Origin of the sequence: Erwinia aphidicola (assembly GCF_024169515.1) — a bacterium.
Lineage (GTDB): Bacteria > Pseudomonadota > Gammaproteobacteria > Enterobacterales > Enterobacteriaceae > Erwinia > Erwinia aphidicola.
The window spans coordinates 2,554,959-2,576,597 of sequence record NZ_JAMKCQ010000001.1 but is presented as its reverse complement, the minus strand read 5'-3'; the positions used below and the strand labels follow the sequence as shown (position 1 = coordinate 2,576,597).

Sequence of the window (21,639 nt, the reverse complement as noted above, 5' to 3'; positions counted from 1 at the left end):
GATGGCACCCTACAATCCGCCGCTGGAGCCGTGGCTGCATATCCTGTATCAGGATGAGCACATCATGGTGGTCAATAAACCCAGCGGGCTGCTGTCGGTTCCCGGCCGCCTGGACGATCACAAGGACAGCATCATGACCCGCGTCCAGCGTGATTACCCGGCGGCGGAGTCGGTGCACCGGCTGGATATGGCCACCAGCGGCGTGATGGTGGTGGCGCTAACCAAAGCCGCCGAGCGCGAGCTGAAACGGCAGTTCCGCGAGCGCGAGCCGCAGAAAACTTACGTGGCGCGCGTCTGGGGCCATCCGCAGCCGGAGAAAGGGCTGGTCGATTTACCGCTGATCTGTGACTGGCCGAACCGGCCAAAGCAGAAGGTCTGTTTTGATACGGGTAAGTCGGCGCAGACGGAGTATCAGGTGCTGGACTACGCCAGTGATAACAGCGCGCGCGTACAGCTGAAGCCAATTACCGGGCGTTCCCACCAGCTGCGCGTGCATATGCTGGCGCTCGGCCACCCGATCCTCGGCGATAACTTTTACGCGCACGACGCGGCGAAAGCGATGGCACCCCGGCTGCAGCTGCATGCCGAAAGCCTGAGCATCAGCCACCCGCAGTACGGCACGCCAATGACGTTCCGGCAGCCGGCGGAGTTTTAATTTATTGACCCAGTGATACGGGCCGATCGGAACAGATGATCGGCCCCTACGGTAGGGGCGGACGTTATTTTTCGGTCCGCCCTTTTTTCAGCCTTATTTAAATCCCTTCTCGCGCTTGATCAGGTCATACGCTGACTGAATCTCCTGCGCTTTCTGCTTCGCCATCTCCATCATCTGCGGCGGTAACCCTTTCGCCACCAGCTTATCCGGGTGATGCTCGCTCATCAGCTTGCGATAGGCGCGCTTGATGGTAGTGCCATCGTCGCTGCTTTTTACCCCAAGCACGCTGCAGGCGTCCTCCAGCGTGGGACCACGCCGTGCACCGGCAAAGCCGCCCTGCGAAGAGCCACCGCCGCCCTGATAGCCGCCGCCAAACTGCTGGCCGCTCTCCATCATGCGCAGAAACTGATCGAACTGGGTGCGGGATATGCCCAGCTCTTCGGCAATCACATACAGCACCTGGCGTTCGTTAGGGTGCAGTGAACCGTCGGCAAAGGCCGCCTGAATCTGAATTTCCAGGAACATGCGAATCAGATCGAAACGGCCAAAGCAGGCGCTGCGCAGCTCACGCAGTTTATCGCGCAGCGGATAATCGCCCTCTTTGCCTTCACGGAACGCGCGCTGTGCCGAGGTGCGCGCTTCGCCATGCAGCTGCATGCGGTCCATCAGCAGCGTTGCCATCTGGATATCCGCGTCCGTCACCCGCCCTTTGGATTTGGTTAAATGGCCCATCACCTGGAACGTGGTGCGGAAAAACAGCATTTGCCGCGTCTGCTGGTTAGCAAAATAGCCCTGTCGATTTGGCGCACGCGCTTTATCAATCAAATGGCCGGCCAACAGGCCAAAAACGACGCCCCAAAAGCCTGCACCGGACAATAATCCCAGCACAAGACCCAATACTTTTCCCCAATAGCGCATATACTCCTCAATTCGCCATGCTGAAGGCTAAAAATTGCATTATCATACCTGTCATTTATCCCATAGCCTATTGGTACGCGGTCAAACAACCAGGATAAAGACTAGCGCAACGCAGTTGAGTAAGTTAGTCTCTGACCGTTTGTCGGCATGATGCCAGTGATCACGGAATTCTCGATACCGCGTATGAAAAAAAGACTACCTACGTTGCTGGCCACCCTAATCGGTTCAGCGCTTTACAGCCAGCAGGGCCTGGCCGATGACCTCGCATCTCAATGTATGCTTGGGGTGCCCAGTTACGACCGTCCTTTAGTACAGGGTAAAACCAACGAACTGCCGGTCACCATTGACGCGGATAAAGCCAAAGGCAACTATCCCGATGATGCGGTCTTTACCGGCAATGTCGACATTCGTCAGGGCAACAGTCGCCTGCAGTCCGACGAAGTTCAGCTGCATCAAAGGATGCTCAGCGGACAAACTACCCCGACCCGCACGGTTGATGCACTGGGTAATGTGCACTATGACGACAATCAGGTCATCCTGAAAGGTCCGAAAGCCTGGTCGAATCTGGATACTAAAGACACCAACGTCTGGAACGGCGACTACCAGATGGTGGGACGTCAGGGCCGTGGTAAGGCAGACCAGATGAAGCTGCGCGACGATAACCGCTACACCATTCTGGAAAACGGCACCTTTACCTCCTGCCTGCCGGGCCAGAACAGCTGGAGCGTGGCGGGTTCAGAAGTGATCCACGATAGCGACGAGCAGCTGGTCGAAATCTGGAACGCCCGCTTCAAACTCGGCCCGGTGCCGGTGTTTTACAGCCCGTACCTGCAGCTGCCGGTCGGGGATAAGCGCCGTTCAGGTTTCCTGATCCCTAATGCTAAATACGGTAGTAACAGCGGCTTCGAGTTTATGCTGCCGTACTACTGGAACATCGCGCCGCAGGCCGATGCCACCATTACGCCGCACTATATCAGCCGCCGCGGCATGCAGTGGCAGAATGAGTTCCGCTACCTGACCACCGCCGGTGCCGGTCTGTTGCAGTTCGACTACCTCGGCTCTGACCGCACCTATGAAGATAAGCATCCGACGGATGAAGACTCGAACCGCTGGCTGTTCTACTGGCGCCATGCCGGTGTCTACGATCAGCACTGGCGCTTCAGCGCTGACTACACCAAAGTCAGCGATCCCTACTACTTTACCGATCTCGACTCGGTTTATGGATCGACTACCGACGGCTATGTGACGCAGAAGTTCAGCATTGGCTACGCCGATACCAACTGGGATGCCACGCTGTCGACCAAGCAGTTCCAGATCTTCTCAACCAATGCGAACAACGATGTCTATCGCGCTGAACCTCAGCTCGATATGAACTGGTACCAGAATGATGTTGGCCCGTTCGATACTCACGTTTACGCGCAGGCGGTGAAGTTTACCAACGTGAACCAAAGGCTGCCGGATGCCACGCGTCTGCACCTGGAGCCAACGCTGGATCTGCCGATGTCGAACGGCTGGGGCAGCCTGAATACCGAAGCCAAACTGCTGGCGACCCACTATCAGCAGGATGACATTGAGTATTACAACTCGCTGAGCAGCAGCGCTGATAACCAGCTCAAGGGCACGGTTAACCGCGTCATGCCGCAGTTCAAGGTTGACGGCAAGATGGTCTTCGACCGCGACATGGACTGGTCACCGGGTTACACCCAGACGCTGGAACCGCGCGTGCAGTACCTTTACACGCCGTATCGCGACCAGAGCGACATTCGTGCCTATGACTCCACGCTGCTGCAGAGTGACTACACCGGCCTGTTCCGCGACCGCACCTACAGCGGCCTGGATCGCATTGCGTCGAACAACCAGGTCAGCACCGGCGTGACCACGCGAATTTTTGATAACGATCTGGTTGAACGTTTTAACGCTTCCATTGGTCAAATCTACTCGTTCACCCCGTCTCGTACCGGAGTGAACACCGTTGGTGAAGACGATCGCGGCAGCCTGATTTGGGCAGGTGACAGCTACTGGAAGATCAGCGACCGCTGGGCAGCACGCGGCGGAGTGCAGTATGACACCCGTTTGAATGATGTTTCGCAGGGCAACGCCGTGCTGGAATATCGCCGTGATGCGGACCGTATGGTGCAGCTGAACTACCGTTATACCAGCAAAGAATATGTCCAGCAGACGCTTACCGGGTATAACAACCCGCTGTGGCAGCAGGAGATTTCACAGGTGGGTGCAACCGCCAGCTGGCCAATCGCCGATGCGTGGTCCGTGGTGGGTGCCTGGTATTACGATACCAAAGCTAACCAGGCTGCTGACCAGCTACTGGGCGTGCAGTACAGCTCCTGCTGCTATGCGGTCCGCCTTGGCTACGAGCGCAAAATCAACGGTTGGGAAAACGACAACAGTAAGTACGACAACAAAATCTCGTTCAACATTGAACTGCGTGGTCTCAGCCCGAGTTATGGCTTAGGCACCGGTCAAATGCTGCGTCAGGGCATCCTGCCTTATCAGCGCGCTTTCTGATGTTGTAATGTTTGGTATGCCAACCCGCAGTGCGGATAGAAGAATGGAAAAAGTATGAAGAACTGGAGAATGCTGATCCTCGGTGCAGCCCTGACAGCCAGCACCGCGTTTGCAGCCCCGCAGGTCGTTGATAAAGTCGCCGCCGTCGTCAATAACGGCGTGGTATTAGAAAGTGATGTTGACGGCATGATGCAGTCAGTAAAGGGCCAGGCTCAGCAGGCTGGTCAGCAGCTGCCCGATGATAAAACCCTGCGCCATCAGATTGTTGAGCGTCTGGTGATGGACAATATCCTGCTGCAAATGGCAAAACAGGCCGGTATTCAGGTTAGCGACCAGCAGCTGGACCAGGCGATTGCCAACATCGCCGCACAGAACAAAATGTCTGTCGATCAGCTGCGCAGCCGCCTGGCCTACGACGGCATGAACTACGCCACTTATCGTGAGCAGATCCGCAAAGAGATGCTGACCTCAGAAGTGCGTAATAACGAAGTGCGTCGTCGCGTGACCATTCTGCCGCAGGAAGTGGACCAGTTAGCCACGCAGATGGCCTCGCAGAACGATGCCGGCACCGAACTGAACATCAGCCATATCCTGCTGCCACTGCCGGAAAACCCAACGCAGCAGCAGGTTGACGATCAGGAAGCGCTGGCAAAACAGCTGGTGAGCGAAGCCAAAGGCGGCGCTGACTTCGGCAAGCTGGCGATCACCTACTCGGCTGACCCACAGGCGCTGAAAGGCGGCAACATGGGCTGGGGCCGTCTCCAGGAGCTGCCATCGCTGTTTGCTCAGGCGCTGGTCACCGCACAGAAAGGCGATATCGTCGGCCCAATCCGCTCAGGTGTTGGCTTCCATATCCTGAAAGTGAACGACGTGCGCGGTGATAACAAAAGTATTTCCGTTACTGAAGTTCATGCCCGTCACATCCTGCTGAAGCCGTCCCCGATCATGACCGATGACCAGGCGCGTCAGAAGCTGCAGGAAGTGGCAGCGCAGATCAACAGCGGCAAGCTGACCTTTGCCGACGCCGCGAAACAGCTGTCTCAGGATCCGGGATCCGCGAACCAGGGCGGCGATCTTGGCTGGAGCTCACCGGAAGTGTTCGATCCGGCGTTCCGTGATGCCCTGCTGCGCCTGAACAAAGGCCAGATGAGCGCACCGGTTCACTCCTCCTTCGGCTGGCACCTGATTCAGCTGATCGATACCCGCCAGGTGGATAAAACCGACGCGGCGAAGAAAGAGCGCGCTTACCGTCTGCTGTTCAACCGTAAGTTCTCTGAAGAAGCCCAGACCTGGATGCAGGAACAGCGTGCTTCTGCCTATGTGAAGATTCTGGATGCGAATGCTCAGTAATCAACGTGTCGCGATCACTCCCGGCGAACCCGCCGGGATTGGTCCCGATTTAATCGTTCAGCTGGCCCAGCAGGACTGGCCGGTTGAACTGGTTGTCTGTGCTAACCCCGAGCTGCTGCGCACCCGCGCGGCAGCTTTGCATTTACCCCTTACGCTGCGCGAGTATCAGCCAGACAGCCCAGCCCAGCCGCAGCAGGCGGGCACGCTGACCGTGCTGCCGCTTCCTCTTGCCCAGCCCGTGGTCGCCGGGCAGCTGTGCGTGGAGAACAGCGGCTACGTGCTGGCGTCTCTCGCCCGCGCCTGCGACGGCTGTCTGAGCGGAGAATTTGCCGCGCTGATCACCGGGCCGGTACATAAAGGGGTGATCAACGATGCCGGGATCCCGTTCAGCGGCCATACCGAATTCTTCGCTGAGCGCGCTCATCGCGAACGCGTGGTGATGATGCTGGCAACGGAGGAGCTGCGCGTGGCGCTGGCCACCACCCATCTGCCGCTGAAAGACGTTGCCGCCAGTATCACCCGCGACAGCCTGCATGAAACGATCACCATTCTGCACGCCGACCTGCAAAGCAAGTTCGGGCTGGAGCAGCCGCACATCTACGTTTGTGGCCTTAACCCGCATGCAGGGGAAGGCGGCCATATGGGCCGGGAAGAGATCGATGTGATCATTCCGGCGCTGGATGAGCTGCGCCAGCGCGGCATGCAGTTAACCGGACCGCTACCTGCGGATACCCTGTTCCAGCCGAAATATCTGCAGCATGCCGATGCGGTGCTGGCGATGTATCACGATCAGGGGCTTCCGGTGCTAAAATATCAGGGCTTTGGTCGGGCGGTGAATATCACCCTCGGTCTGCCATTTATCCGCACGTCAGTAGATCACGGGACAGCTTTAGAGCTGGCCGCCAGTGGTCAGGCCGATGCGGGCAGCTTTAAGACGGCGCTTAACCTCGCCATTACCATGATTAAGAGCAGTAATGAATAGTCGCGTTCACCAGGGTCACTTTGCCCGCAAACGTTTTGGACAGAACTTCCTTAACGATCCCTACATTATCGAAAGTATTGTCAACGCCATCCACCCGCAAAAAGGTGAAGTGGTCGTTGAGATCGGCCCTGGTCTTGCTGCTCTGACGGAGCCGGTAGGCGATCGTCTGGATGCCATGACGGTGATCGAGATTGACCGCGATCTTGCCGCACGCCTGCAAACCCATCCGTTCCTTGGCCCTAAGCTGACCATTTTCCAGCAGGATGCGATGACCTTTGATTTCGCCGCCTACGCTGCGGAGAAAGGCCAGCCGATACGTGTGTTCGGCAACCTGCCCTACAATATCTCTACGCCGCTGATGTTCCACCTCTTCAGCTACATGGGTGCTATCAAAGATATGCACTTTATGCTGCAGAAAGAAGTGGTTAACCGTCTGGTTGCCGGACCGGGCAGTAAAGCCTATGGCCGCCTGAGCGTAATGGCACAGTACTATTGCCAGGTTATTCCGGTGCTGGAAGTGCCGCCAGAATCCTTTACTCCGGCGCCAAAAGTGGACTCTGCCGTGGTGCGACTGATGCCGTACCAGACAATCCCGCATCCCGTTGAGGATATCCGCGCGCTAAGCCGTATCACCACTGAAGCCTTTGGCAAGCGCCGCAAAACGCTGCGCAACAGCCTTGGTCACCTGTTCTCTGCTGAAGTGCTGGCGGAGCTAAACATCGACCCGACGCTGCGCGCTGAGAACATCAGCGTGAAGCAATATTGCCAGCTGGCAAACTGGTTGACTGCGCACCCACAGTCACAGGAACAGCCGCAGGAGAACTGATCATGATCGATACGCCCCGAGTTTGTGTCCAGGTGCAGAGCAGCTATATTGCATCGCAGTCAGCGCCCGAAGATGAGCGTTATGTCTTCGCCTACACCATCACAATTCGTAATCTGGGGCGTATCCCGGTTCAGCTGATTGGCCGCTACTGGCTGATCACCAACGGCAACGGGCGTGAAACCGAAGTACAGGGGGAAGGTGTGGTCGGTGAGCAGCCGCACATCGAACCCGGCGGCGAGTTTCAGTACACCAGCGGCGCCATTCTGGAAACCCCAATGGGCACCATGCAGGGCCACTATCAGATGGCCGAACCTGATGGCTCTCTGTTCCTTGTCGATATCCCGGTTTTCCGCCTGGCGATTGCCACCCATATTCACTAAATCCGGCGTTACTGCATGAGCACTTATTTAATCGGCGATGTCCACGGTTGCCACGACGAGCTACGTTCACTTCTTGACCAGGTGGCTTTTGACCCGCAGGTCGATCAGCTGTGGCTAACCGGCGATCTGGTGGCGCGCGGGCCTGACTCACTGGAAGTTCTGCGTTTTGTGCGCTATCTGGGCGACTGCGTAAAAATGGTGTTGGGTAATCACGACCTGCACCTGCTGGCCGTCTACGCCGGGATCAGCCGCAACAAGCCGAAAGACCGTATTACCCCGCTGCTGGAAGCCCCAGATGCCGACCTGCTGATCAACTGGCTACGTCGCCAGCCGCTGCTGCAGGTGGATGAAGAGAAAAAGCTGGTGATGGCGCACGCCGGTATTACCCCGCAGTGGGACATCGACACCGCCATCAGCTGCGCGCGTGAAGTGGAAGCGGTGCTGAGCAGCGACACCTATCCGCTGTTCCTTGATGCGATGTATGGCGATATGCCTAACAACTGGGTACCGGAACTGACCGGGCTGGCGCGCCTGCGCTTCAGCACCAATGCCCTGACGCGTATGCGTTTCTGCTTCCCGAACGGGCAGCTGGATATGATCGCCAAAGAAGCGCCGGACAGCGCGCCACCACCGTTGAAACCGTGGTTTTCCATTCCCGGCCCGGTATCACGCGACTACACCATTGCCTTCGGTCACTGGGCTTCGCTGGAAGGTAAAGGAACGCCGGAAGGGATAATTGCGCTGGACACCGGCTGCTGCTGGGGTGGCACCTTAACCATGCTGCGCTGGGAGGATAAGCGGGTATTTACTCAGGTATCGAATCGCAGCGCCCCGTAGGGGTCGGGCATGCCCGACCCGTGTTTTTATGCGCATGTCCGACCCGTGTTTTTACGGGCATGCCCGACCCGTATTTTTACGGGCACGCCCGACCCGTTTTATGTTTAACGGCGGTCTAAAATCTCGAAGCAGAAGCTGTGCGAATTCTTGTCGTCAGCGTCATGAAACTCGCTGAAGGTTGACTGCCACTCATCCGGCTCGTAGTCCGGGAAATGGGTATCCCCTTCCACTTCCGCATCGATGTGCGTCAGATACAGACGATCGGCGCGCGTCAGCATCTGCTCATAGATGCGTCCACCGCCAATCACCATCAGCTCTTCGACTTCGCCCGCCGCTTTCAGCGCATCTTCAATTGAGGTTACCCAGGTGACGCCTTCAGCATCGCCCTTCTGGCTGCTGATCACGATATTCAGGCGGCCCGGCAGTGGGCGACCGATAGATTCCCAGGTACGGCGCCCCATAATTACCGGTTTATTCAGCGTCTGCTTTTTAAACCACGCCAGGTCAGCCGGCAGGTGCCACGGCATGGCGTTTTCCATCCCAATGACGCGGTCGGCCGCCAGGGCCGCAATCAGGCTAATCATCATATCAACTCAACAGGGTGTAAAATTGGCGCCATCATACGGAAAGGCGAAACTTTCGTCGATAGGAAAGCCCGGGTTATTCGGTAAAGGTTTATCAGGGTATCGATTGCGTCACCTTCCCGCTGTTTTTCACCATGCAAAAAACAACGGCCGTGGTAGAATCCGCCGTTCATTCAGCCACAGACCGCCGCCATGTTAGAAACCAGCTTATTTGTCGCCACTATTGCGGCACTCGGGATGATCTCTCCCGGCCCTGACTTTTTCCTGATTATTAAAAATGCCGCCCGCTACCGTCGCAGCGCCGCGCTGATGACCGCCATGGGGGTAAACTGTGCCGTTGCCACTCATATGGCCTACTGCGTGGCCGGGCTGGCCGTGGTGATCACCACCACGCCATGGCTGTTTATGCTGCTGAAATATGCCGGTGCGGGCTACCTGATCTATATCGGTATCCAGGCGCTGCGCTCGCGCGGCAACAGCAAAATGGATCTGAGCAATGTGGTGCAGGAGCAGACCTCGCTGAAGAAAGCCTTTTTGCAGGGCTATCTGTGCAACCTGCTGAACCCGAAAGCGACGCTGTTCTTTCTGTCGATCTTCACCCAGGTGCTGAACGTCAACTCGGACGTGCACGAGAAGCTGCTGTACGCCGGGATTATCCTCGGCCTCTCCACGCTGTGGTGGCCGCTACTGGTGGTCCTGATCCAGAGCGGTCCGGTACGTCGCGGGCTGGCAAAAGCGCAGCGCGTCGTGGACAAGATGCTCGGCGGCGTGCTGATCGCGCTGGGGATTAAAGTGGCATTGTCGTAAAAGGCGCTCGCCTGCTTCTGCCGGAGCCAGCCTTCTGTTGAGATCACAATAAAAAAGGGGCGACCGGAAAAGACGGTTGCCCCCTTCAGAAGTAGGGGCGGACCCTTTGTTTCGGTCCGCCCGTTGTCCTGAGAATTACGCGGTAATCTGCGCGTGCATCTCCTGCACGGAAATCACCTGGTCCGTGGCGCTGGAGTTCAGCGACGTCACGGTGGCGAAACCGCCGTTCAGCGTAGTATCGTAATGCACCTTATACTGCAGCGCGCTGCGGCGGATCAGTTTGGAATCTTCAATCGCCTGGCGGCCTGCGGTGGTGTTAACGATGTAGGCGTACTCACCGTTTTTCAGGCGGTCCTGAATGTGCGGGCGGCCTTCGTGCACTTTGTTTACCTGGCGCACTTCAATACCGGCAGCTTTCAGCACCGCAGCAGTACCCGCGGTAGCATCCAGCTCGAAGCCGTAAGCCTGCAGGCGGCGCGCCAGCTCAGCAATACGCTTCTTATCACCTTCACGCACGGACAGCAGCGCACGACCGGTTTTCTTCATGTTGCTCTGCGCGCCGAGCATCGCCTTGCAGAACGCTTCTGCAAAGGTGCGGCCCACGCCCATCACTTCACCGGTAGAACGCATTTCCGGCCCGAGGATAGGGTCGACGCCCTGGAACTTGTTAAACGGCAGCACCACCTCTTTCACCGAGTAGTACGGTGGGATGATCTCTTTGGTCACGCCCTGCGCGGCGAGAGTTTTACCCGCCATCACGCGCGCGGCCACTTTCGCCAGCGGCATGCCGGTTGCCTTGGAGACAAACGGTACGGTACGCGCAGCGCGTGGGTTGACCTCAATCAGGTAAACTTCATTGTCCTTAACCGCAAACTGCACGTTCATCAGGCCACGCACGCCCAGCTCAAAGGCCAGCTTCTTCACCTGGTCACGCATCACATCCTGAATCTCCTGGCTCAGCGTGTAGGCTGGCAGGGAGCAGGCAGAGTCACCGGAGTGAACGCCCGCCTGTTCGATGTGCTCCATGATGCCGCCAATCAGCACCTGCTCACCGTCGCAGATCGCGTCAACGTCAACTTCTACCGCATCATCAAGGAAGCGGTCCAGCAGCACCGGTGCGTCGTTAGACACCGAAACCGCGGTATTGAAGTAGCGCTTCAGGTCGATTTCGTCATAGACGATTTCCATCGCGCGGCCGCCCAGGACATAGGACGGGCGCACCACCAGCGGATAGCCAATCAGCGCCGCCTTTTCCACGGCCATATCGATGGCGGTGACGGTGGCGTTGGCCGGCTGCTTCAGGCCCAGGCGCTCAACCGCCTGCTGGAAACGTTCACGGTCTTCTGCACGGTCAATCGCATCCGGGCTGGTGCCGATAACCGGCACGCCTGCGGCTTCCAGCGCACGCGCCAGCTTCAGCGGAGTCTGCCCGCCGTACTGCACGATCACCCCTTTTGGCTTCTCAATGCGCACGATTTCCAGCACGTCTTCCAGCGTGACCGGCTCAAAGTAAAGGCGGTCAGAGGTGTCGTAATCGGTCGACACGGTTTCCGGGTTGCAGTTGACCATAATGGTCTCGAAACCGTCTTCGCGCAGCGCCAGCGAGGCGTGTACGCAGCAGTAGTCGAACTCGATACCCTGGCCGATACGGTTTGGACCGCCGCCCAGCACCATGATTTTGTCACGGTCCTGATTCGGATTGGCTTCGCACTCTTCTTCATAGGTTGAGTACATGTAGGCGGTGTCCGTAGAGAACTCCGCCGCACAGGTATCCACACGCTTGTAGACCGGGTGCAGGTTGTGCTGCTCGCGCAGGGCACGGATCTCCGCTTCAGACACGCCCGCGACATCGGCCAGGCGCGCATCGGCAAAGCCTTTACGCTTCAGCGTGCGCAGGAAGTCATAGCTCAGGCCTTTAACGCCCTGCTCTGCTACCTGCTGCTCCAGCTGTACCAGCTCTTCGATCTGTACCAGGAACCAGCGGTCAACATTGGTCAGCGCGAAGACATCTTCCACGCTCATTCCGGCGCGGAAGGCGTCCGCGATGTACCAGATGCGGTCACAGCCCGCATCTTTCAGCTCGCGACGGATAGTGGTCAGCGCTTCCGGGTCGTTAAGATCCACCTTCGGATCAAAGCCGTGCGCGCCCACTTCCAGGCCGCGCAGCGCTTTCTGCATCGACTCCTGTAAGGTGCGGCCAATCGCCATCACTTCCCCGACAGATTTCATCTGCGTGGTCAGACGGTCGTTAGCACCGGCAAATTTTTCAAAGTTGAAGCGTGGAATTTTGGTGACCACGTAGTCGATAGACGGTTCAAACGACGCCGGGGTCAGGCCGCCGGTGATGTCGTTGGTCAGCTCATCGAGGGTGAAGCCCACTGCCAGCTTGGCGGCGATTTTAGCAATCGGGAAGCCGGTCGCTTTCGAGGCCAGCGCGGAGGAGCGCGACACGCGTGGGTTCATCTCAATGACGATCAGACGGCCATTCTCCGGGTTCACCGAGAACTGCACGTTTGATCCGCCGGTTTCCACGCCGATTTCACGCAGTACCGCCAGCGAGGCGTTACGCATGATCTGGTACTCTTTGTCGGTCAGCGTCTGCGCTGGCGCAACGGTAATCGAGTCACCGGTGTGGATGCCCATGGCATCAAAGTTTTCAATTGAACAGACGATGATGCAGTTGTCGTTTTTATCACGCACCACTTCCATCTCGTACTCTTTCCAGCCAATCAGCGACTCGTCAATCAGCAGCTCATTGGTCGGCGACAGATCGAGGCCGCGCTCGCAAATCTCTTCGAACTCTTCACGGTTGTATGCGATACCGCCACCGGTTCCGCCCATGGTAAAGGAAGGACGGATGATGCACGGGAAGCCGACGTCAGCGGCAACCGCCAGCGCTTCTTCCATGGTGTGCGCAATACCGGAACGCGCGGTGTCGAGGCCAATTTTCTTCATCGCCACGTCGAAACGACGACGGTCTTCAGCTTTATCAATCGCGTCCGCGGTGGCGCCGATCATGGTCACGCCGAACTCTTCCAGCACGCCCTGGCGCTCTAACTCCAGCGCACAGTTCAGCGCGGTCTGGCCGCCCATGGTGGGCAGCACCGCATCCGGACGCTCTTTCTCAATGATTTTGCGTACCACTTCCCAGTTAATCGGCTCGATGTAGGTGGCATCGGCCATATCCGGGTCGGTCATAATGGTAGCCGGGTTAGAGTTCACCAGGATAACGCGGTAACCCTCTTCACGCAGCGCTTTACACGCCTGCGCACCGGAGTAGTCGAATTCACAGGCCTGGCCGATTACGATCGGGCCAGCGCCAAGGATCAGGATGCTTTGTATGTCTGTACGTTTTGGCATTGTCTTTCTCTCCTGATCTTATTTAGAGGCTTTAATCAGTTCGATAAAGTGATCGAACAACGGTGCGGCATCGTGCGGCCCCGGGCTGGCTTCCGGGTGACCCTGGAAGCTGAACGCCGCTTTATCGGTGCGGTGGATGCCCTGCACCGTGTGGTCAAACAGCGAGGTGTGCGTCACGCGCAGGTTGGCCGGCAGGTTGCTGTCATCAACGGCGAAGCCGTGGTTCTGTGCGGTGATCATCACGGTGTTATTGTCGTGATCTTTCACCGGGTGGTTACCGCCGTGGTGGCCAAGCTTCATCTTCACGGTTTTCGCACCGCTTGCCAGCGCCAGCAGCTGATGGCCGAGGCATATGCCGAAGATCGGGATCTCGGTTTCCAGCAGGCGTTTAATCGCGGTAATGGCGTAGTCGCAAGGCTCCGGATCGCCAGGACCGTTGGAGAGGAACACCCCGTCCGGGTTGAGCTTCAGCACCTCTTCTGCCGGGGTCTGCGCCGGCACCACCGTCAGGCGGCAGCCGCGATCAACCAGCATACGCAAAATGTTGCGCTTCACGCCGTAGTCGTAGGCCACCACGTGGAATGGCAGGTCAGCAGCGGCTTTCTCGGCCGGCAGTTCGCCTTCCAGCGTCCAGCTGCCCTGCTGCCAGCTGTAAGGCTGTGCCACAGTCACTTCTTTCGCCAGATCCATCCCCTTCAGGCCCGGGAAAGCTTTGGCTTTTGCCAGGGCTTCGGCGGCGTCCAGTGCGTCTCCGGCGATGATGCAGCCGTTCTGCGCCCCTTTCTCACGCAGCAGACGGGTCAGCTTACGCGTATCGATATCGGCAATCGCGACAATGTTGTTGCGCGTCAGATAGTCAGACAGGCCTTCTTCATTGCGGTAGTTGCTGGCAATCAACGGCAGGTCGCGGATAACTAATCCCTGAGCGTGTACCTGAGTGGATTCTGCGTCAGCGGCGTTAGTGCCGACATTGCCGATATGGGGATAAGTGAGAGTGACGATCTGGCGGGAATAGGAAGGATCAGTGAGGATTTCTTGATAACCGGTCATTGAAGTGTTGAAAACAACTTCTCCCACTGCCGATCCGGTTGCCCCGATGGCCCGACCGTGGAATTGGGTTCCGTCTTCCAGAACCAAGAGCGCTGACTTAATCAAAACATCCTCCAGGGAATAAACAGTCACAATATCTGCATATTAATTCAGGTATGACCCCAAAATCAATGCAAAAACTGCCTGACTGCCCAGTTTTTGGCAAATTGGGCGCATTCTAATGATAGCCCTGGCGAAAGTCTACCCTGCGCGCCACTTTTTCTGCGTTTTTTAACTCACTGAGTGGAAAGTCGGATGATTTACCCTGAAAACAGCACATATCCTGGCAATAAAAACGGTTGCCTGCCAGCTTCTGCATTATTTCTGGTGTGACAGAGTAAAAAAGTGGACCAAATGGTCAAAATTAGCGTCATGAGTGAGTAAAAAAGAAGGGTAATATAACTTTATAGCAGCAATGATTAAATATTAATGACAAACAGCTATTTTCCTTAAAAATAAAAAGGGCAATAAAATTATTGCCCATCCAATCAAAACGTTATGATTGAAATAACCACATCACGATGGTGCACAACACTTATAAATCATCCAGGTTAAGCACGCTTCTCATGTCATGAAGACCACTTTTATGTGCCTTTAACCAGACAGCTGCACGAACTGCGCCATTAGCGAAGGTCATGCGGCTTGAAGCCTTGTGGGTAATCTCTACTCGCTCGCCAACATCAGCAAACATCGCGGTGTGCTCGCCGACGATATCCCCGGCGCGCACGGTGGCGAAACCGATAGTCTGCGCTTCACGCTCACCGGTGTGACCTTCACGCGCATAGACCGCATGCTCGTTCAGGTTCCAGTTCATCGCATCAGCAATGGCTTCCCCCATTGCCAGCGCCGTCCCTGATGGTGCATCAACCTTATGACGGTGGTGCGCTTCGATAATTTCGATATCCGCATAGTCACCCATCACTTTTGCCGCCTTCTCCAACAGCTTCAGCACCAGATTGACGCCAACGCTGAAATTAGCCGCAAATACGATACCAATCTCTTGCGCTGCGGCTTTGATCGCCGCTTTGCCTGCCTCATCAAAACCGGTGGTGCCAATCACCATCGCTTTCTTATGCTGACGGCAAAATGCCATATAGTGCAGCGTGCCTTCCGGGCGGGTGAAGTCGATCAGTACGTCGAAGTCATTAACCACGGCATCCAGATTGTCGCTGACCTTGATACCCAGTGCGCCACAGCCCGCCAGTTCACCGGCATCGGCGCCAACCAGCGATGAGCCAGCACGGACAATGGCTGCGCCCAGACGCGCCCCCTCAGCCTGTTCAGTTGCCTGAATCAGCTGACGCCCCATACGCCCTGCGGCTCCCACAATGGCGATACGGATTTCTGCATTACTCATAATTATTCATTCCTGACAGATGTCTATGCATGCAAAGCGCACCCAGATTAACCACGGGTTAACCCCTGCGCCACAACTAAAACCACATAATAAGAATTTTACGCCAGCGCGTGAGGATTATCAGTAAAACTGAATTTTTACTTACAGGCTGGATATGCCACCCGAAAACATCAGCCTGTCGTTCTCGCGGGTCAGATATGAATATACGTTATCATTGATAAAGACGGCACCATCTATCAAACCGCGTCGCTGTTCAGGGTGACTTATCACGTGGGGAGGATGCGCTCACGCTGCCTGATCACCCACAAAGGTGCCCCTGCCGAACTCAAAAAAGCTATTCAGTTAGAGAATGCCTGGCAAGTAAAGGCAATATCAGATCGTGAAAGGAAGAAAGAGTGGCCTGACCGTTTTCCAGCAAATACGGATTCTATTGGTATAGAGATTGTCGGAGAGACTTACCCGACCGATGATTTGAAAAACTATCCTGATGGGAAAATTTATGTGACGGTAAATCAGCCACAGTCTGAATCACTAAAATGGTTAATTGCCGAATTAAAAGACACACTTAAGATTAATACCAGCGAAATTTTCAGGCATCCTGAAATAGCCAGAAAAAACAAAACGGAAGCGAGCACAGTGAAATGGGAATGAAGAACTGTGATTTTAAAAGCTACATACTTCTGAGTTTATTGTTTCTCACTGGCTTCAGCGAGGCCCAATCGGTTTCGTCCGTGAACATTGTCAGCATCGGGCAAACGCTAAAGGAGGTAACAAATCCTTATGAAATCAGAGCCTGTAAAAAATTCAGGCCGACAAAAGAACAGGTGATCAACTTCTTTAACCATGCCTACCCCGTTGAAAGCCATTTCGCTGACGATACTCGCTACTCTTCATGTTATGCCCAGGGGGATGTTAAGTATGGCGATCAACTGCCAGGGAAATGGATGTTATTTTCCAGTGGTATTGCGCTGCTGGTTCTCAACGATGAACGCTCAGTAAACCTCTTCTACGATCACAACCAGTGGCATGACCCCAATGGCGGAACCTATGATATTAAATGAGCAGCACGGGGGCGACCAGAAAACAAGGTCTTCATCATGGCCGGTGGAAATCATCGGCACGGGGCGACCGGAAAACAAGGTCGCCCCCTACGGAAGAATCGCGATCAATGTAGGGGCGGACCCTCTTTTTCGGTCCGCCCGTTAGCGGTTAGTCGACCTGACGGACGTCAACGCGCAGCTCTTTCGGCACTTCAAACACGATATTCTCTTCACGGCCAATCAGCTCGACAGCATCGACGCCGCCCAGCTCATTGAGACGCTGGATCACCTGCTGCACCAGAATATCCGGCGCGGAGGCACCGGCAGTCACGCCAACACAGCCGACGCCGCGCACCCACTCTTCCTGAATATCATCAGCCGAGTCGATCAGGCGCGCCAGCTTACCAGCACGCTGTGCCAGCTCCGCCAGGCGGTTAGAGTTTGAAGAGTTCTTCGACCCCACCACCAGCACCACGTCCGCATCGCGTGCCAGCGTGCGCACCGCTTCCTGACGGTTGGTGGTGGCGTAGCAGATATCGTCCTTGCGCGGGCCAACAATCTTCGGGAAGCGCTCACGCAGGGCGTCAATCACCTCGTAGGTGTCATCCACCGACAGCGTGGTCTGCGTCATAAAGCACAGGTTATTTTCATCCTTAACCTGTAACTTCCAGACATCCGCAGGGGCTTCAACCAGATACATGCCGCCCTTCGGGTTACTGTACTGGCCCATGGTGCCTTCCACTTCCGGGTGACCGGCATGACCAATCAGGATAGCCTCGGTGCCTTTACGGCTGGCACGCGCCACTTCCATATGCACTTTGGTCACCAGCGGACAGGTGGCATCGAACAGCATCGTCAAGTCGCGCGCTTTGGCTTCCGCACGCACCGCCTGAGAGACCCCGTGCGCAGAGAAGATCAGGATCGACGCGTCCGGCACTTCACCGATATCTTCAATAAAGATCGCCCCGCGCTCGCGCAGGCTGTTCACCACGTAACGGTTATGCACCACTTCGTGACGCACGTAGATCGGCGCACCGTACATTTCCAGCGCTCGCTCGACAATACTGATAGCACGATCAACGCCTGCGCAGAAACCGCGCGGGTTAGCCAACAGGATCTGCATTGCTGGTCTCCAGTACCGGATCAATCTCCAGCACTTCTACGTCAAAGTGAATGGTCTGCCCGGCCAGCGGGTGGTTGAAATCCACGGTAATGGAATCCCCGGAGATCTCGCGGATCACCCCCGGCATTTCGTTACCGTCCATGCCGCTGAACAGCATGATGGCGCCGATTTCCGGCTCCCCGGCCTCGACAAAATCGCGGCGCGAGAAGTACTGCACCAGATCCGGGCTGATACCGCCAAACGCGTCGGCCGCTTCCAGCGCGAACGCCGCTTTCCCGCCAACCGGCAGGCCCAGCAGATGGCTTTCCAGCCCCTCTGACAGGCTGCCATCGCCGAGGCAAAACAGCGCAGGCTTACCGTTGCTGCGCGTTGACTCCGCCGTGGAACCATCCGCCAGCTTTAAGGTGAAATGCACCAGCACTGCGCTGTCATGCTGTACAGAATCAGTCATGCCTTACCCTTTATTCTTAGCCTGCTTGCTGGCCGGGGTGATAAACCCTTCCAGCACGATCAGCGCGGCACCAATACAGATACCGCAGTCGGCAATATTAAACGTGGCGAAGTGCCAGTCACCGACGTAGAAGTCGATAAAATCCACCACAAAGCCATGATATGCCCTGTCGAACAGGTTGCCCAATGCGCCACCGACAATCAGCGCATAGGCGATGTTATTCAGTTTATTGCTCGCCGCCGTGCGGTACATCATCACCAGCAGCACCACCACAATGGCAATGGCAATTCCGGCGAAGAACCAGCGCTGCCAGCCACCTTTATCGGCGAGGAAGCTGAACGCCGCGCCGTAGTTGTGAGCATAAAAGAAGTTGAAGAACGGCATCACGGACATCGATTCGTGCAGCATCAGATTATTCATAATCCACTGCTTACTGGCGAAATCGATGCCAATCACCACCAATACCAGCCACAGCCAGCGTAATCCGCTTGAGAGAACAGGTCTTTTCATCATGCAAACTTACGCTGTTCGCCGCTGCCCGCGACGTTAGAGGCACAGCGGCCACAGACGTCAGCGTGTTCAGCGTTCTGGCCGATATCGCTAGTGTAATGCCAGCAGCGTGGGCATTTCTCGCCTTCTGCTTTATGCAGGGCAATTTTCAGACCTTTCACCACGTCGCTCTGCTGCGCTTCATCCGTTGCCAGCGCGTAATCCGCTACCTGCGCACCGGAGGTCAGCAGCACAAAGCGCAGCTCTTCGCCCAGGCTGGTCAACTTAGCAGCCAGCGCGGCATCGGCATACAGCGTGACGCTGGCTTCCAGCGAGCCGCCGATACGCTTATCGGCACGCGCCTGCTCGATCACCTTGTTCACTTCGCCGCGCACTTTCAGCAGCTCCGCCCAGTAGGCATCGTTCATCGGTTCGTTATCCGCCAGGCTGAACAGCCCGTCGAACCACTCTTCGGTGAACACATACTGGCTGCGTTTACCCGGCAGGTAGCCCCAGATCTCATCCGCAGTGAAGGACATGATCGGCGCCATCCAGCGCACCAGCGCTTCCACGATGTACCACAGCGCGGTCTGGCAGCTGCGGCGCGCCAGGCCATCGGCTTTGGCGGTGTACTGGCGATCTTTAATGATATCCAGGTAGAAGGAGCCCATTTCGACCGAGCAGAACTGCATCAGGCGCTGGACCACTTCATGGAAGTCATACGCTTCATAGGAGGCAACGATGTCGTTCTGTGCTGCCAGCGCACGGCCAACTGCCCAGCGGTCAACCACCACCATTTCTTCCGGTTTCACCATGTCGGTTTCCGGGTTGAAGCCCGCGAGGTTGGCCAGCAGGAAGCGCGCAGTGTTACGGATACGGCGATAGCTGTCGGCAGAGCGCTTGAGGATCTCGTCGGACACCGCGATCTCGCCGGAGTAGTCGGTGGATGCTACCCACAGGCGCAGAATGTCAGCGCCGAGCTTGTTCATCACATCCTGCGGGCTCACGGTGTTGCCCAGCGATTTGGACATCTTGCGGCCCTGGCCGTCAACGGTGAAGCCGTGGGTCAGTACCTGGCGATAAGGCGCTTTGCCCTTCATCGCGGTGGAGATCATCAGCGAGGACATAAACCAGCCGCGGTGCTGGTCAGAACCTTCCAGATACATGTCCGGGGTATGGCCACCAAACTCTGGGCGAGCATCCACTACCGAGTAGCTGGTTGAACCGGAGTCGAACCACACGTCCAGCGTATCCTGCACTTTGACGTAGTGATCGGCGTCGGCGCCCATCAGATCGCGCGGATCGAGGTCCCACCACGCCTGAATGCCGTCCTGCTCAACCCGCTTCGCGACTTTCTCCATCAGCGCCAGCGAGTCCGGGTGCAGCTGCTCGGTGTCTTTATGCACAAACAGCGACATCGGCACGCCCCAGGTACGCTGACGCGAGATGCACCAGTCTGGACGGTTGGCGACCATCGACTCGATACGCGCCTGGCCCCAGTCTGGGATCCACTGCACGCCTTTAATCTCTTTCAGCGACTGCGCACGCAGGCCTTTCTGATCCATGCTGATAAACCACTGCGGGGTAGCACGGAAGATGATCGGGGTCTTGTGGCGCCAGCAGTGTGGGTAGCTGTGATGCAGTTTTTCCACATGCAGCAGCGCACCCTTTTCACGCAGCAGCTCAACAATCAGGTCGTTGGCTTTAAAGACGTTAACCCCATCAAGGCCAGGGTAAGTGCCCGGCAGGAAGCTGCCGTCCGGGCCGACCGGATTAGCGACTTCGATACCGTATTTCTGCCCGATGACAAAGTCATCCGGGCCGTGGCCTGGCGCCGTATGTACCGCACCGGTACCCGCATCCAGCGTCACGTGCTCACCCAACACCACCGGGGAAACGTGGCCGAGGAACGGGTGCTGGAAGCCCATCAGCTCCAGCTCGGCGCCTTTCACTTCGCCCAGCACGTTCCACTCGGCAACACCTGCACGCTTCATGACGCTATCGACCAGGTCTTTCGCCAGGATCAGCGCACGACCGTCGATCTGTACCAGCTGATAGTCAAACTCAGGGTGCAGAGAGATAGCGCGGTTGGCCGGCATGGTCCACGGGGTGGTGGTCCAGATCACCAGGGCAATCGGGCCATTGACCGCAGCAGCGCCAAATTTGGCGGCAACCGCGTCTTTATCAACGGCGTTAAACATCACGTCGATAGACGGTGAAGTTTTGTCGTAATACTCCACTTCCGCTTCCGCCAGCGCGGAGCGGCAGTCCAGGCACCAGTGCACCGGCTTAGCGCCTTTGTGCAGATGGCCGTTACCGATAATTTTACCCAGCGCACGGATGATGTTCGCTTCGGTTTGGAAGTTCATCGTCAGGTATGGGCGATCCCAGTCACCCAGCACGCCAAGACGGATGAAGTCGGCTTTCTGCCCTTCAACCTGCTCTGCGGCATAGGCACGGCAGGCAGCGCGGAACTCAGCGGCGCTGACTTTCTCGCCCGGCTTACCGATCATCTGCTCAACTTTGTGCTCGATAGGCAGACCATGGCAGTCCCAGCCGGGAACATAAGGGGAGTCATAGCCCGCCATGCCTTTCGACTTAACGATAATGTCTTTCAGAATCTTGTTAACCGAGTGACCAATATGAATACTGCCGTTGGCGTAAGGAGGGCCATCGTGCAGGATAAAGGTTTTTTTCCCTTTTTTGGCTTCGCGGATGATGCCGTACAGCTTGTCATCATACCAACGTTGCAGCATGCCCGGTTCGCGTTTGGCCAGATCGCCACGCATTGGGAACCCCGTTTCCGGCAAATTCAGGGTAGATTTATAGTCACTCATCAGATTCTCGGTTCCGTATGTCGGTTCTGTT

General features: G+C 56.7%; 19 protein-coding genes. 10 read left to right on the top strand and 9 right to left on the bottom strand.

Annotation, left to right across the window (positions count from 1 at the left end; all coding sequences use genetic code 11):
• The first annotated feature begins 1 nt into the window (after nucleotide 1).
• Nucleotides 2–655 carry a bifunctional tRNA pseudouridine(32) synthase/23S rRNA pseudouridine(746) synthase RluA gene (gene rluA / locus J2Y91_RS11915; protein ID WP_133625121.1) on the top strand — a complete coding sequence of 218 codons (654 nt, stop codon included), beginning with the start codon at nucleotides 2–4 and terminating at the stop codon, nucleotides 653–655.
• 93 nt (nucleotides 656–748) lie between these two features.
• On the opposite strand, the gene djlA is transcribed toward rluA, so the two are convergent.
• On the bottom strand, nucleotides 749–1,573 hold the full coding sequence (gene djlA / locus J2Y91_RS11910) for a co-chaperone DjlA (RefSeq protein WP_048914814.1): 825 nt from the start codon (nucleotides 1,571–1,573) through the stop codon (nucleotides 749–751).
• Nucleotides 1,574–1,720: 147 nt separating this feature from the next.
• Between djlA and lptD the strand changes: the two genes are divergently transcribed.
• From lptD to apaH, 6 genes are read left to right on the top strand one after another with little or no spacing between them, the layout of a single operon-like run.
• Nucleotides 1,721–4,096, top strand: coding sequence for an LPS assembly protein LptD (lptD, locus tag J2Y91_RS11905; RefSeq protein WP_133624552.1), 2,376 nt, complete (start codon nucleotides 1,721–1,723; stop codon nucleotides 4,094–4,096).
• A 54-nt stretch (nucleotides 4,097–4,150) separates the two neighbouring features.
• Nucleotides 4,151–5,446: a peptidylprolyl isomerase SurA gene (gene surA, locus J2Y91_RS11900; protein ID WP_133624554.1), complete on the top strand. Its 1,296-nt coding sequence runs from the start codon at nucleotides 4,151–4,153 to the stop codon at nucleotides 5,444–5,446.
• Entirely contained in the window at nucleotides 5,436–6,428 is a 993-nt protein-coding gene (pdxA, locus tag J2Y91_RS11895) for a 4-hydroxythreonine-4-phosphate dehydrogenase PdxA (RefSeq protein ID WP_133624556.1), read from the top strand. The genes surA and pdxA overlap by 11 nt, the downstream gene beginning before the upstream one ends.
• Nucleotides 6,421–7,254, top strand: coding sequence for a 16S rRNA (adenine(1518)-N(6)/adenine(1519)-N(6))-dimethyltransferase RsmA (gene rsmA / locus J2Y91_RS11890; RefSeq protein WP_048914810.1), 834 nt, complete (start codon nucleotides 6,421–6,423; stop codon nucleotides 7,252–7,254). Before pdxA ends, rsmA begins: the two co-directional genes overlap by 8 nt.
• A gap of 2 nt (nucleotides 7,255–7,256) precedes the next feature.
• Nucleotides 7,257–7,634, top strand: coding sequence for a Co2+/Mg2+ efflux facilitator ApaG/CorD (apaG, locus tag J2Y91_RS11885; protein ID WP_048914809.1), 378 nt, complete (start codon nucleotides 7,257–7,259; stop codon nucleotides 7,632–7,634).
• Between the two features lie 15 nt (nucleotides 7,635–7,649).
• On the top strand, nucleotides 7,650–8,471 hold the full coding sequence (gene apaH, locus J2Y91_RS11880) for a bis(5'-nucleosyl)-tetraphosphatase (symmetrical) ApaH (RefSeq protein WP_048914808.1): 822 nt from the start codon (nucleotides 7,650–7,652) through the stop codon (nucleotides 8,469–8,471).
• Nucleotides 8,472–8,575: 104 nt separating this feature from the next.
• Here the strand turns inward: apaH and folA are convergent, their stop codons facing one another.
• Nucleotides 8,576–9,058 carry a type 3 dihydrofolate reductase gene (gene folA / locus J2Y91_RS11875; protein WP_180276736.1) on the bottom strand — a complete coding sequence of 161 codons (483 nt, stop codon included), beginning with the start codon at nucleotides 9,056–9,058 and terminating at the stop codon, nucleotides 8,576–8,578.
• Nucleotides 9,059–9,247: 189 nt separating this feature from the next.
• On the opposite strand from folA, the gene J2Y91_RS11870 reads away from it, so the two are divergent.
• Nucleotides 9,248–9,862, top strand: a complete 615-nt coding sequence (locus J2Y91_RS11870) for a LysE family translocator (RefSeq protein WP_133624558.1) — start codon at nucleotides 9,248–9,250, stop codon at nucleotides 9,860–9,862.
• A gap of 135 nt (nucleotides 9,863–9,997) precedes the next feature.
• Here the strand turns inward: J2Y91_RS11870 and carB are convergent, their stop codons facing one another.
• The 3 genes from carB to dapB form a co-directional block, all read right to left on the bottom strand.
• Nucleotides 9,998–13,222 carry a carbamoyl-phosphate synthase large subunit gene (gene carB / locus J2Y91_RS11865; RefSeq protein ID WP_133624560.1) on the bottom strand — a complete coding sequence of 1,075 codons (3,225 nt, stop codon included), beginning with the start codon at nucleotides 13,220–13,222 and terminating at the stop codon, nucleotides 9,998–10,000.
• Between the two features lie 18 nt (nucleotides 13,223–13,240).
• Complete coding sequence (gene carA / locus J2Y91_RS11860; RefSeq protein WP_048914800.1) at nucleotides 13,241–14,377, bottom strand: glutamine-hydrolyzing carbamoyl-phosphate synthase small subunit; 1,137 nt, start codon at nucleotides 14,375–14,377, stop codon at nucleotides 13,241–13,243.
• Between the two features lie 469 nt (nucleotides 14,378–14,846).
• Entirely contained in the window at nucleotides 14,847–15,668 is an 822-nt protein-coding gene (dapB, locus tag J2Y91_RS11855; protein WP_133624562.1) for a 4-hydroxy-tetrahydrodipicolinate reductase, read from the bottom strand.
• Between the two features lie 201 nt (nucleotides 15,669–15,869).
• Between dapB and J2Y91_RS11850 the strand changes: the two genes are divergently transcribed.
• Both J2Y91_RS11850 and J2Y91_RS11845 read left to right on the top strand, forming a co-directional pair.
• Nucleotides 15,870–16,319 (top strand): peptidoglycan recognition protein family protein, encoded by a 450-nt coding sequence (locus tag J2Y91_RS11850; protein WP_133624564.1) that lies wholly within the window; start codon nucleotides 15,870–15,872, stop codon nucleotides 16,317–16,319.
• Nucleotides 16,316–16,729, top strand: coding sequence for a hypothetical protein (locus J2Y91_RS11845; RefSeq protein ID WP_133624567.1), 414 nt, complete (start codon nucleotides 16,316–16,318; stop codon nucleotides 16,727–16,729). Before J2Y91_RS11850 ends, J2Y91_RS11845 begins: the two co-directional genes overlap by 4 nt.
• 148 nt (nucleotides 16,730–16,877) lie before the next feature.
• Here the strand turns inward: J2Y91_RS11845 and ispH are convergent, their stop codons facing one another.
• From ispH to ileS, 4 genes are read right to left on the bottom strand one after another with little or no spacing between them, the layout of a single operon-like run.
• On the bottom strand, nucleotides 16,878–17,831 hold the full coding sequence (gene ispH / locus J2Y91_RS11840) for a 4-hydroxy-3-methylbut-2-enyl diphosphate reductase (protein ID WP_133624569.1): 954 nt from the start codon (nucleotides 17,829–17,831) through the stop codon (nucleotides 16,878–16,880).
• Nucleotides 17,812–18,282 (bottom strand): FKBP-type peptidyl-prolyl cis-trans isomerase, encoded by a 471-nt coding sequence (gene fkpB / locus J2Y91_RS11835; RefSeq protein WP_048914797.1) that lies wholly within the window; start codon nucleotides 18,280–18,282, stop codon nucleotides 17,812–17,814. The genes ispH and fkpB overlap by 20 nt, the downstream gene beginning before the upstream one ends.
• A 3-nt stretch (nucleotides 18,283–18,285) precedes the next feature.
• The gene (lspA, locus tag J2Y91_RS11830; protein ID WP_099753891.1) at nucleotides 18,286–18,795 is read right to left on the bottom strand and encodes a signal peptidase II; all 510 of its coding nucleotides are present in this window, start codon (nucleotides 18,793–18,795) and stop codon (nucleotides 18,286–18,288) included.
• Nucleotides 18,792–21,608: an isoleucine--tRNA ligase gene (gene ileS, locus J2Y91_RS11825; RefSeq protein ID WP_133624571.1), complete on the bottom strand. Its 2,817-nt coding sequence runs from the start codon at nucleotides 21,606–21,608 to the stop codon at nucleotides 18,792–18,794. Before ileS ends, lspA begins: the two co-directional genes overlap by 4 nt.
• Nucleotides 21,609–21,639: the final 31 nt, after the last annotated feature.